At 45.7% G+C, this 12,074-nt stretch carries 14 protein-coding genes; 10 read left to right on the top strand and 4 right to left on the bottom strand.

Annotated elements, in window-relative coordinates:
* Window position 1 precedes the first annotated feature (1 nt).
* From vscN to CAG68_RS16290, 10 genes are all read left to right on the top strand, one after another.
* The gene (gene vscN, locus CAG68_RS16335) at window positions 2–1,306 is read left to right on the top strand and encodes a SctN family type III secretion system ATPase VscN (protein ID WP_337250517.1); all 1,305 of its coding nucleotides are present in this window, start codon (window positions 2–4) and stop codon (window positions 1,304–1,306) included.
* Window positions 1,303–1,764: a type III secretion protein gene (locus CAG68_RS16330; RefSeq protein ID WP_054728535.1), complete on the top strand. Its 462-nt coding sequence runs from the start codon at window positions 1,303–1,305 to the stop codon at window positions 1,762–1,764. The genes vscN and CAG68_RS16330 overlap by 4 nt, the downstream gene beginning before the upstream one ends.
* Window positions 1,765–1,773: 9 nt before the next feature.
* Window positions 1,774–2,979: a type III secretion system needle length determinant gene (locus CAG68_RS16325; RefSeq protein ID WP_053307012.1), complete on the top strand. Its 1,206-nt coding sequence runs from the start codon at window positions 1,774–1,776 to the stop codon at window positions 2,977–2,979.
* Complete coding sequence (vscQ, locus tag CAG68_RS16320) at window positions 2,976–3,944, top strand: SctQ family type III secretion system cytoplasmic ring protein VscQ (protein WP_017634547.1); 969 nt, start codon at window positions 2,976–2,978, stop codon at window positions 3,942–3,944. The genes CAG68_RS16325 and vscQ overlap by 4 nt, the downstream gene beginning before the upstream one ends.
* The gene (gene vscR / locus CAG68_RS16315) at window positions 3,941–4,591 is read left to right on the top strand and encodes a SctR family type III secretion system export apparatus subunit VscR (RefSeq protein WP_005377232.1); all 651 of its coding nucleotides are present in this window, start codon (window positions 3,941–3,943) and stop codon (window positions 4,589–4,591) included. Before vscQ ends, vscR begins: the two co-directional genes overlap by 4 nt.
* A gap of 13 nt (window positions 4,592–4,604) precedes the next feature.
* The gene (gene vscS / locus CAG68_RS16310; protein WP_005377227.1) at window positions 4,605–4,871 is read left to right on the top strand and encodes a SctS family type III secretion system export apparatus subunit VscS; all 267 of its coding nucleotides are present in this window, start codon (window positions 4,605–4,607) and stop codon (window positions 4,869–4,871) included.
* Window positions 4,868–5,653 carry a type III secretion system export apparatus subunit SctT gene (gene sctT / locus CAG68_RS16305; protein WP_031778955.1) on the top strand — a complete coding sequence of 262 codons (786 nt, stop codon included), beginning with the start codon at window positions 4,868–4,870 and terminating at the stop codon, window positions 5,651–5,653. The genes vscS and sctT overlap by 4 nt, the downstream gene beginning before the upstream one ends.
* Before the next feature lie 15 nt (window positions 5,654–5,668).
* Window positions 5,669–6,718: a SctU family type III secretion system export apparatus subunit VscU gene (gene vscU / locus CAG68_RS16300; RefSeq protein ID WP_086046792.1), complete on the top strand. Its 1,050-nt coding sequence runs from the start codon at window positions 5,669–5,671 to the stop codon at window positions 6,716–6,718.
* Between the two features lie 102 nt (window positions 6,719–6,820).
* On the top strand, window positions 6,821–7,531 hold the full coding sequence (locus CAG68_RS16295; protein WP_053350338.1) for a helix-turn-helix domain-containing protein: 711 nt from the start codon (window positions 6,821–6,823) through the stop codon (window positions 7,529–7,531).
* A 106-nt stretch (window positions 7,532–7,637) separates the two neighbouring features.
* Window positions 7,638–8,540, top strand: coding sequence for a DMT family transporter (locus tag CAG68_RS16290; protein ID WP_373920823.1), 903 nt, complete (start codon window positions 7,638–7,640; stop codon window positions 8,538–8,540).
* A gap of 89 nt (window positions 8,541–8,629) precedes the next feature.
* Here CAG68_RS16290 and CAG68_RS16285 read toward each other — a convergent pair whose 3' ends face one another.
* From CAG68_RS16285 to CAG68_RS16270, 4 genes are all read right to left on the bottom strand, one after another.
* Complete coding sequence (locus CAG68_RS16285; RefSeq protein WP_005387135.1) at window positions 8,630–10,108, bottom strand: hypothetical protein; 1,479 nt, start codon at window positions 10,106–10,108, stop codon at window positions 8,630–8,632.
* A 9-nt stretch (window positions 10,109–10,117) separates the two neighbouring features.
* The gene (locus CAG68_RS16280; protein WP_005387141.1) at window positions 10,118–10,576 is read right to left on the bottom strand and encodes a CesT family type III secretion system chaperone; all 459 of its coding nucleotides are present in this window, start codon (window positions 10,574–10,576) and stop codon (window positions 10,118–10,120) included.
* A 230-nt stretch (window positions 10,577–10,806) separates the two neighbouring features.
* On the bottom strand, window positions 10,807–11,784 hold the full coding sequence (gene vopR / locus CAG68_RS16275) for a type III secretion system effector VopR (protein ID WP_054579503.1): 978 nt from the start codon (window positions 11,782–11,784) through the stop codon (window positions 10,807–10,809).
* Window positions 11,785–11,794: 10 nt separating this feature from the next.
* The coding region (locus CAG68_RS16270) for a type III secretion system chaperone (RefSeq protein ID WP_161441371.1) at window positions 11,795–12,074 on the bottom strand (280 nt) is incomplete at its 5' end.

Raw genomic sequence — 12,074 nt, 5'->3', positions numbered from 1 at the left:
CATCACTGATATCCAACAATCTGCGATTAAACACACGCGTTTGATCCAAATTCGCGGGCGCGTTACACAAGTCACCGGCACCATTATCAAAGCTGTCGTCCCTGGCGTTCGTGTAGGTGAACTGTGTGAGTTGCGTAATCCCGATCAAACTCTGTCTTTGTTAGCGGAAGTGGTTGGCTTCCAGCAGCATCACGCTTTGCTCACCCCGTTAGGAAATATGTTTGGGATTTCCTCAAATACAGAAGTAAGCCCAATGGGCAAAATGCACGAAGTGGGTGTTGGCGACCACCTGTTAGGTACAACGCTTGACGGGCTTGGGCGTCCTTTCGATGGTACGCAGAGTCAGGAACCAAGTGCTTGGTATCCTGTTTATCGCGATGCGCCACCACCAATGCAACGTAAACTGATTGAAAAGCCAATCTCTCTTGGCGTTCGATCCATTGATGGGCTACTGACCTGTGGTGAAGGTCAGCGCATGGGTATTTTTGCAGCGGCTGGCGGGGGTAAAAGTACCCTACTGGCTAAACTGATTCGCTCCGCAGAAGTTGACGTGACCGTTCTCGCCTTAATTGGTGAACGCGGACGCGAAGTGCGCGAGTTTATTGAGCATGACCTAGGCGAAGAAGGAATGGCCAAATCGGTTTTAGTGGTCGCTACCTCTGATCGCCCAGCAATGGAGCGCGCCAAAGCCGCTTTTGTTGCCACTTCTATCGCAGAATATTTTCGTGACCAAGGTAAACGCGTGCTACTGCTGATGGATTCTGTAACGCGTTTCGCCCGCGCACAGAGGGAGATTGGACTAGCCGCAGGCGAGCCACCAACACGACGTGGCTATCCGCCTTCCGTTTTTGCCGCTTTGCCAAAGCTGATGGAACGAGCTGGACAATCAGACAAAGGATCAATTACAGCACTGTACACCGTGTTGGTGGAAGGTGACGACATGACAGAGCCTGTCGCGGATGAAACTCGCTCCATTTTAGATGGGCACATCATTCTCTCGCGTAAACTTGCCGCAATGAACCATTACCCTGCGATTGATGTACTTCGGTCAGCAAGCCGAGTGATGAATCAAATCGTTGAATCCGATCATCAGGCGTCTGCTGCTCATATTCGCGAAATGTTAGCTAAGTATGAAGAAGTTGAACTGCTAATCAAAATTGGCGAATACCAACATGGCGCAGATAGCCGAGCGGATATGGCCATTGCACAAAGTGATGATATATGCGCCTTTTTACGCCAAGGCACTCATGAACCAAGCGATCTTGATGGCGCTATCGCTCAACTTAAAGGGATGGTGAAACAATGATAGAACGCTTATTAGAAATCAAAAAAATTCGCGCTGACCGTGCGGATAAAGCCGTCAAGCGTCAAGAATACCGAGTGTCAAACGCCGCAGCACAGGTTCAAAAGGCCGAACGTTCTGTCGCGGACTATCACGTTTGGCGCAAGGAAGAAGAAGAGCGACGTTTTGCTAAAGCAAAACAACAAACGCTCGTTCTCAAAGAGCTAGAAACATTAAGACAAGAAATCGCGTTGTTAAGAGAGAGAGAAGCCGAACTTAAACAACGTGTGGCCGAGTCAAAAAAAGCGCTTGAAATCGAACGCTCGGCACTTAAAGAAAAGCAAAAAGAGGCGCGACAAGCCCATAAAACCAAAGAAAAATTCGTTCAGTTGCAGCAACAAGAAGTCGCGGACAAATCGCGAGAAAGGCAATACCAAGAAGAACTCGAACAGGAAGAGTTTCGCACTGTCGACATTATCTAAAGGTTCACTATGCGCATTACCCCAACAACTGAAACATCGAATACGCTGCACAAATCAACGCCGGAACAAGCGCCTCTCGAGAAGGAGGCCGAGCTTCAATCACAATTCGAGCATGCAATGACGAAGAAGCCTAGCAAGGGAAAGGAGTCTATCGTTGGGAATCCCCAAAAAAATCATACTGGCGAAGAAGACATACCGCTAAGGCATAAGACATCTCAAGGTCTAGATAAGAAACTTAACCTATCGAACCAAGAAGCCAACGCTGACAAAAACATCTCCACTTTAAAAGGTCAAAGTGACGTCGTCAGTAAGAGAGATATAGAGAAATCGCAAGACGACGCAGCAAATAGCGAAGAAATAATTAGCAAAAACAATAAATTGCTTAAACATGATGGAAAAATCGATGGCGACACAGTTCTAAGATCCCCTTCTACCGAGCGTGTTGATCCTCACTTTCAAGCTCATTTGAAAGATGATAAACCGACGCCGATGGATAAACATACCTCGCCGGAGTATCTCTCTACGCTTGAATCTGGCTTGCTCCCCCAAAATGCGACAGCGACAGAGCTCGCTCAAGATGGGATTAACATTGTTGGCTTAACGAAAAGGCAAACTGAAAAAACGCACAATAAGCGTGCAACTCCGCCGCTACAGAATACAGGCAAACGATCAGACCAAACTGGTGGCCTGCCTGAAACCAAGCCTCTTGAAAAAATCGTGACGAAAAGCGCACTAGTCGCCGTGAAAACGGATGAAGAAAAAGTACCTTCTCAACCCTTTGCAAGTGCGGTAACACAAGGCGATGTCATCCTAAAAAGTGTTGCTTCGCAGGCTCAACCAAGCCCAACGCGAGACGTAAACCAATTACTCCAGCAATTGGTGGACAAAATCTATGTTGCTCTGCCAACCGCATCGGACAACAAAGAGGTTCGGCTGTTTCTAAGTGAAGGACAATTAAAAGGTGGCGAAATCCACATCAAGTTGGACGCTCAAGGGTATAGCGTGACGATTCGACAAGAGCATGCCCTTTCCATTATTAGCCAGCAAGCTAGACAAGATCTTGCTGAACGGCTAAACCGATTCTGCGGTGAGCAGCCACTTCGCTTAGCGATCAGCGAACAAACTCAACAGCTCGATCAACAACAACATGAACAACAACACTCACGCCAACAACGCAGCGTGTATGAAGAATGGCAAGCGGAGAATGACCTATGACGCCGTTAATAATACCCAAAGTGGATGCAGAAAGTATCGCGCTCAGCAATCAACTTTGTGCAAAACAGTGCCACTTCCAAGGGACTGATGGTCAGAGCGTATCGATTACTGTTGCTCAAATCCCTTCATTTGAAGGGTTCCGTTTAACCACGTTGATTGGAGGGCAAACCCTACAAGTAGACTTTTCTCGTGCGCAGCTCCAACATTGGCTGAAATCGACCTTAAATGCTACTGCGTTTGAGTCCCTGCCTAACTCCCTCCAGTTAGCACTTTTGAGCTCACAGATAGAACCGCATAGTGAGGCAATCAAAGCGCTATTTGGTCAGTTACCCATTCTTAGTCAACTACAGCCGTTAGAGGCGAGCCAGGCCCAAGAGCATACTTTAATGTTAACCCTCAATAAGCCTAACGGCTCTCTTTGTTTGTGGGTTAGCGAAGGATCAGACGTGTTGTTGGATGCGCTACCAAACAGCGCTGCTCTACAAGCTCGACACCTCGCTTTACCTGTGTGGTTAAGTCTTGGAAGGACCCATTTGACGTTAAGCGAATTTAATTCGCTCGAGCTGGGAGATGTCATCTTTTTTGACGATGGTTACATCGCCAAGCAACAAGCCATTTTTCAAGTATCTAACCAGAATCTCTGGCGCTGCCAACTGGATGACCAAACTCTTCACATTATGGAAAAAGAAACCAATATGAATGACGTAAACACTTCAGAAATGTTAACCGACCACCAGCAACTGCCTGTGGAACTCACGTTTGATATCGGCCATCAAACCATCACGCTAGAGCAGCTTAACCAGCTTCAGCCAGGGTACGTATTCGAGCTAAACCAGCCTGTATCTAAGCCGGTAACATTGCGTGCCAACGGCAAAATCATTGGTGAGTGTGAACTGGTTAATGTTAACGAACATTTAGGTGTGCGCGTACTGGAGCTGTTCGGTGGCACGCAGGAGCCAGCATGATCCAGTTACCCGACGAGCTCAATCTCATTGTCAGCTTAGCACTGCTGGCACTGATCCCATTTATCGCCATGATGGCGACGTCGTTTGTGAAACTCGCCGTTGTATTCTCACTGTTGCGTAACGCTCTCGGTGTACAGCAAATTCCGCCGAATATGGCGCTTTACGGATTGGCTATTATTTTGTCAATTTTCATCATGGCTCCCGTCGGGTTTGAAACCTACGACTACGTAAAGCAGCATGATATCTCCCTTGAAGATTCTGCAAGTGTAGAAGGCCTCATTGAAAGCGGTTTACAGCCTTATCGAGAATTTTTGAAAAAGCATATTCGGGAAACCGAAGCCATATTCTTCACTGATGCTGCACGCACATTGTGGCCACAGAAGTACGTAGACCGTTTAGAGTCGGACAGTTTATTGCTCTTACTGCCCGCATTTACCGTCAGCGAGCTTACTCGCGCTTTTGAAATTGGCTTTCTGTTGTACTTACCGTTCATCGCTATTGACCTAATTGTGTCGAATATCCTACTCGCGATGGGGATGATGATGGTATCGCCAATGACGATTTCCCTCCCCTTCAAATTGTTGCTTTTTGTCTTGCTTGACGGCTGGACAAAGCTCACCCACGGCTTAGTGTTGAGTTACGGTTAATCACGGAGAAAGTATGCATTCTGCTGAAATCATTCATTTCACGACTCAAGCATTAACCCTAGTGTTGTACTTGTCATTACCGCCGATTTTAGTCGCAGCATTGGTTGGTACATTGGTGTCGCTTATTCAGGCGTTAACTCAGGTCCAAGAACAAACGTTAGGCTTTGTGGTCAAGCTTATCGCGGTCATTATTACGCTGTTCGTCACAACGCAATGGCTAGGGGCAGAGCTCCACGCCTTCGCCTCGCTTGCTATGGATAAAATTCCTCAAATACGATGAGTTATCACGACTTACACCAGGCTTTATTTTTGTACAGCCTGACGTTACCTCGGTTAATGGCGTGCTTCATCTTTTTGCCTATTTTGAGCAAGCAAATGCTAGGCGGCACCATGGTGAGAAATGGTGTGCTTTGCTCACTCGCACTGTTTATATTTCCGATGATTAATCAGCAAAGCTTGCCCGCAGAAACCGACGGCATTTGGCTGATAATGATTTTGGGTAAGGAGGTATTAATTGGGCTATTGATAGGGTTTGTTGCTGCTATCCCCTTTTGGGCGATAGAAGCGGCCGGTTTTCTGGTCGACAACCAACGTGGCGCTGCCATGGCAAGTATGTTTAACCCAACGCTAGGCTCACAATCCACACCAACAGCGGTATTACTGACCCAAACGTTGATTACCCTGTTCTTCTCTGGCGGGGGCTTTGTCACTTTTATCTATGCGTTATTCAAAAGCTATACATCTTGGCCGATCGTGGACTTTTTCCCAACCGTTAGCGACGCATGGGTGAGCTTCTTCTACGCGCAATTTGAACAGCTTATGTGGCTTGGTGTGTTGATGTCCGCTCCACTAGTGTTGGCAATGTTTCTTGCTGAGTTTGGTCTGGCGCTTATCAGTCGTTTTGCACCGCAATTGAATGTTTTTTTCCTTGCCATGCCAATAAAAAGTGCCATCGCGAGTGTTTTACTGATCGTGTATCTCGGAATAATGATGGATCACTTTGAAGTACAGTTTTACGGCATTACCCGATTCGCAGAACAACTCAATACCATTTGGCAATAACGCTTAGGATTCTTTATGAGTGCAGAAAAAACAGAGCAACCCACCGCAAAAAAGTTACGCGATGCTCGACAGAAAGGTCAGGTTGCCAAAAGCCAAGAAATCGTATCGTCTGCATTAATTTTGGCGCTCATAATTGTACTGTTTGCGTTCGCCGATTATTACATGTCGCACATCTCAGCGCTTATTCTCCTACCAAGTAAGCTTGCTTATCAGGGTTTCCAAGATGCGCTAGTCGATGTCGCTATCGCCATCGCAAAAGAAATTGCCTATCTACTCGCTCCGATTATTCTGGTTGCTGCACTCGTCGCCATCTTTTCCAATATGGGGCAGTTCGGATTCCTATTTAGTGGTGAGTCCGTTAAACCCGAAATCAAAAAGATCAATCCCGTCGAAGGGGCCAAACGCATTTTTTCCCTCAAGAGTGTGATTGAGTTTATCAAGTCGATCCTTAAAGTCTCTCTTCTTTCCTGCATTATCTGGGTGACATTACGCGGTAACATCAACGCTTTAATGCAAATTCCAACTTGTGGGCTAGAATGTGTCCCGACCATTACTGGCGTCATGATTAAACAATTAATGATTATCTCTTCGGTAGGTTTCATCGTCATCGCTGCCGCAGATTTTGCGTACCAAAAGTTTGATCACACGAAGAAGCTCAAAATGAGCAAGGACGAAGTGAAGCGCGAATACAAAGAGATGGAAGGCAGTCCAGAAATAAAAAGCAAACGTCGTCAGTTGCACCAAGAGCTACAAGCCTCCAATCAACGCGAAAACGTTAAACGTTCTAATGTATTAGTTACAAACCCAACACATATCGCGGTTGGCCTTTATTACAAGAAAGGCGAAACGCCCCTGCCCGTCATCACTTTGATGGAAACCGATGCGGTAGCCAAACGTATGGTCGCAATCGCTAGAGAGGAAGGCGTGCCTGTGATGCAAAAAGTCCCTCTTGCTCGCGCACTATACGCCGACGGTAACGTCGACCAGTACATCCCAAGCGATCTTATTGAGGCAACTGCGGAAGTGCTTCGTTGGTTGGCTTCGTTAGAGTCCGAGGCGGACTAACAAACCACATCCCATTCAAGATCTGGGCTTACAACTGCCCAGCTTTCAACCTCGATACTTTCAACGCTATAATGCGGTATCCTTTAACTGTATGTTGTTTTTATGAAATCTAGCTTAAGCATTCGCTCCTACACGAAACGTATGAGCCGACATACTCATAGTGATTATCATCAACTGGTGCTTCCTCTCCAGGGCAACATACATATTGATATGGATAGTTATGTCGGAAAGGTGGCGGTTGGCGACTGCATAGTCATCCCCAAAAGTTGTGCTCACGGTTTTAATGCCGAAGAGTCATCACGCTTTATTGTTGCGGATATGACCACTTTGCCCACTCATTTGATGGATAATAGTGTGGCTGTGTTTTCGATTAGCCCGCCTCTACTGAGCTTTATCCAGTTTGTCGAAAAGCAACTTGAGTATCAGGTTAATGATGAAATTGAAAACTCAATGGTTGCAACCTTCTATCTGTTGCTGGAGCAGCAAAAGCGGTCTCGCTCCGTAGATTCGCGTATTCGAGATGTACAGGTTTTGATCGCCGAGCAGCTTGATCAGCGACTCACCATTGCCTCGTTAGCGAATGCCGCTTGCTTGAGTCCGACGCAATTTAAAAAGCTTTTTAAAGAGCAATTAAAAGTAAGCGTCCATAAGTACATTACACTACAACGTATGGAAAAAGCCAAAGCACTACTGACTCATACAGACCTTCCAGTTCAGTTGATAGCTGAACGAGTTGGCTATAGTGACCTTTCCGCGTTTAGTCGACGGTTTTCAATGCATTTTGGTATGTCTCCTAGAGAGTTTTCCCGATAGTCACTAAAATAGTCTTCTGGAACAAGTATTCCGTCTTTTCAGCACAAAAATCTCTATCGCTTTCTTTTATTCTTTCTACCCTAAAACAGCCATTCACTAGGTAGAAATTACAGTGTTAAAAAAACATTTCACCGACTATCAATTAGGAACTTTATCCATACTTTTTGCTTCAACCCTGTGGGGAACGACGGGCACCGCTGCCAGCTTGGCACCGGATGTCAGTGCTCTCGCCATTGGCGCATTTTCTATGGGTATTGGTGGATTTATGCAAGCATGTCTGTCTGCGAAGTCACTGAAGAGAGATTTTCGAAAAGTCGTACATAAGAAGAAAACGTTACTGGTTAGTATTATCGCCTTAGCCACCTACCCACTGGCTTTTTATTCATCAATGCGATTCGCCGGTGTGGCTATTGGTACGGTTGTTTCTATCTCCACTGCACCTTTCTTTTCTGCTTTGTTAGAGTGCCTCTTTAGCCGAAATCAGACCATAACCAAGCGCTGGATGATGAGTTTCGCAATCGGGGTCATTGGCATTACCTTGTTGCTGGCTTCTGAGTCATCCGCAAATAGCTTATTTGATCAGGATATGAAGCATTGGGGTGTATTACTTGGCCTATTGGCAGGTCTGACGTACGCCATTTACTCATGGGGAGTAAAGGCTATGATTGACCACGGCATTGAATCGCAAACGGCCATGGGAAGTGTTTTTGGTATTGGTGGAGTTTTGCTTCTACCAACACTTTTCATCACGGGCGATAATCTATTTGCATCATCAACTAATACGACGGTCATGCTCTACATGGCCTTGATTCCAATGGGGTTAGGTTACGTCGCTTTTGGGTTTGGGCTACGGTTTGTTACAGCCAGCGGAGCTAGCATACTCACGCTATTTGAACCTGTTATCGCAGCAGCACTAGCAGTTGCGATTGTTGGGGAAGAAATTTCTTTCATTGGTTGGGTTGGTATAACGTTGACACTTGTGTGTTTGTTTCTTCAGTCGAAAAGTTAAATTCAACCGATATTAGCCAGCCCCAAAAAGGAACGCTGACGGTAGATAAAGTAAGGAGCAGCACCTACTCCCTACTTTACCATTTGAAATTACACCCAGCCTTCTGCCAAGTACATCAATCGCAATTGACTTGGTGAGCCTAGTTTTTCTAGCGCATCTAATTGGACGTCACTCAGGTTTGGGCATTTATCAAGATAAACTCGTCCGTTTGCTGCATCTAGGGGGAGCTTGTAGGTTAGCTTTTCGTTTATTTTACTTGCTTCCCCTTTATCAATCGCTCGAACAGCTGGCATGAGCCAATCCCAATCTTCTCCTAACAGTTTTTTAAACGCCCCGTTAGCAATAGACTCGGTTTTACTTGGTGCATCCTCTGGGCTTAGCTTCAAGATAGAGTCTACGTCAGGAACCAAGTGCTCACTTGGCTCTGAACCCAACATCTTTTTCAGTGTTAATCGCGCGGCTTCCATCTCTTGTGCCTCTTTAGGCGCTTGAGGAGAAGTCATTGCAGTATTCTCCTTAGGACCAAGGTACGCCATTAATGCGCGGACAGAAGCCGGATCTTGCATACTGAAGGTAAAGTCTCCTTTTGCATTGGAAACTTCAAGTCTAGGTAAAACACCAGACATTTCGCCTTGCATAAGTTGCTCTTTTACTTCCGTATTTAACCCGTATGCCCCAGCTTGGTTCGCCACAAAGCCACCGCCGCTCATGATAGCAGTCGTTGCCGCAGAACCGATTGCCTCTTTTGCTATCGGTGTGACGCCCACCGTTGCTACAGAGCTAACACCGAACGTGCCCAGGCTCCCCGTCGCCATACCTAACGTAGCTCCAATGCCACCTTCAGCCGACAGTATCGCATGACCTTGAGCCAAGGTTTGCTGCATCGGCATAGAAAGACGTTGATCTCGCCCTGGCAGCTGTGAAATTTGTTCTAACTGATGATGGTAAGCCTCAGCATCACCATTTACGGCCGCTTTGTGCAGCTCTCGACCTGTAGAAATCAATAAGCCAACGCCAGGTAATGCCAAGTTAATAACGGCGTTCACACCAGAACCTTTTAGCTTTTCTTTGCCCATCTGTAACAGTTCAGCAGCGAAGCCATCCATTTTTCCTGGATACTGGGCTTCTAAACTCACCTGCATACGCGGATCTTTGCTGATCGCATCAAACGTATTTTTAAGCTGCTGGTACGTATCGCTGCTCACTTTTATTTCATCCAATAGGCTGACAACTTCTAAGATTTTACGCTCAGTAAGTGGCTCACCGCGATAGCCTGAAGGACTCACTAGGGAGTAAGCCAACAGCGCAACCTCAGGTTTTTCTTGCTTAAGTAGCGCCTGCTTTAAATCAAGGTGAGTTTTGATGTTTTCTTGGAAAAACTTAGTGTATTTGCTTCTCAATACGCCTTCGTGAATAGAAGCAAACTTATGACCTTTGTGGAATGTGGAAGGTTCTTTTACTTCACCTCTTTTACTGATCACTCGGTCATCTTTTTGCGCAGCAACTGCACGAAACTGTTCTAGATCAGGTACTGGGCTTTGGCTGATTTTTTGTGTTGTATTAACCATTTTTCTCTCCTACACACGAAGTGATTGAACATGAGCTTGTTCATGATTAGAGGTGGTTGGAATCGCTTGATCCAACATTGCGAAACGCGCTTGCCACAGCTCGGCCTGTTCAATAACTTCGTGAAACCAAGCGGTAAGGTTCGTCGTATTTAGATGCTCAACGGGTTTACGTCCTGCTAAGACAAGCTGTCGACCATTTGGAGCTAAAGCAAGTGCGAGGCTGCCACTACCAATTCCTTGATAGTTAGCATGAGCAAGAAGCTCTAAACCTTTTAGTCGTTGTTCACCGGATTTTTCTAACCCTCCGAACGTTACAGACAACATCAAATCATCCGTATCTGTCGCGATGAAATACAACATGTAGCGATCATCGACCAGTAGCTGACAACGTTCATTTTCTTCAAAATTCAGTTCGGGCAACTCATTGAGTTGGCAAAACTCCAAGAGCAGTTGTTGAATCGTGTTCATAACTTTTTCCTTTTGTTTCAATAACTCTATTGAACAACGATTGCAGATTGAACGATGTCGGTAATGGCTTTATTTTTGTCACTTTTTCGCCTTCATTGTGAGGTTTTCCGCAGAAATCTCGCTCTAAAATCGAGTTGCCAGAGTAATAAAAAAGAGCAGCTCAGAGCTGCTCTTTCAATAAAGGTTAGATGCTTAGCATGGTGTATTTGCTCACTTCTTTTGCAGATTGACTAACCCAGTTTATGGCTATCAAAAATGACTTCTGTTGGCGGGAACATATTCGAAACAGGTGGTCGTTGTGCATCTCCAAACATTGGTGCACCGAATGCAGATGTCGCCCACGGGTCAACAATTTTCACATCCTTACTCCACGTTGATGGATCTTTTATGTCGCTCCCCTCTTGTCGACCAACCAGTACATAAAGGTGTGTACCTGAATGACCCTTTTTAAACGCAACCACTTCTACTTTGGGTTCACTTTCAGGTGTTCCTGACATGCCTTGAATCATCTCAGCGGCGGCAGCAAAGGCAAATGTAGTACAGCAGCCGGCTTTCGCGGTTTGTACTGCCTTAGCAATGTTCTGTAGAGTGCTTAATTGCGGTGCGGTTCCTCTTTGTGCTGCAGCTTGAACTCCGTTTGCGGACATCGTCGCTCTGTGATCTTGCATGATTCGCGCTTGATCCGCGTGAAGCTCTTTTAGTCGTGGCTTTCCTTTTGTTTCATAAAACTGTGACCCCTTAACACCGAACGTATTTAAGTCCGTACAGGCAAAATCACCAAGCTTTTGAAGGTTGGCTTTATGTTCGTTGATAAGCGCGACACTCGATGAGGCTTTATTGGTTTTGGAAGAAGAGGCTGCCGTTTGTGCAGTGGGCCAATTTGAGCTAGGACCAGACGACAATCTCTCAAGATTTTTCAGGCTCCCAAGCGTTAACTTGTTTTCACCGTTCAACACATTTTTCAGCATGAGCTTCGCAACATCTTTAGGAATACCCTGCTTAGTAAGCAGGTTCACTACAATATCTTTCGCTTTATTCTGGTGGCTAATACGCGCGCTGATACTTTTATTTTTTGGTGCACCCTCTTTAACAAAAATATCTTTGCCGTTGTGTGCTCGAACCTCTTTGTCGTCAGCTTGATTTTGTGTCGCCAAATGTGACGTTAACTGACTCAACGAGTGCATGTGCGATGTATTAATATTGACCATGTGTGATGCCTTAAACTTGAATAAATGCGTGTACGTCTGTTTGGCTAAAATCTACAACCGTGTTGTTTTGAAATAACTGTACCCAAGTATCAACTAATTCATTCAACTGAATGATTAAGTTAGCAATGTTGGTGAGTTCACTTCCAGCCGCGATAGCAACTTGAAGAACAACGTCTTTGCGTGTTGGATTCACACAAAACTGCACACCACCTGTTTCTCGATACAAGAAGTTGTATTCAAGTAAAACTTGAAGTTTATCTAGCGTAATATCATCTTGTTCTATAAGCAGG

Origin of the sequence: Vibrio sp. V42_P2S4T144, assembly GCF_009904715.1 — a bacterium.
Lineage (GTDB): Bacteria > Pseudomonadota > Gammaproteobacteria > Enterobacterales > Vibrionaceae > Vibrio > Vibrio alginolyticus.
Note: the sequence above shows the minus strand (reverse complement) of the source record. Positions and strands in the feature narration are given on the sequence as shown.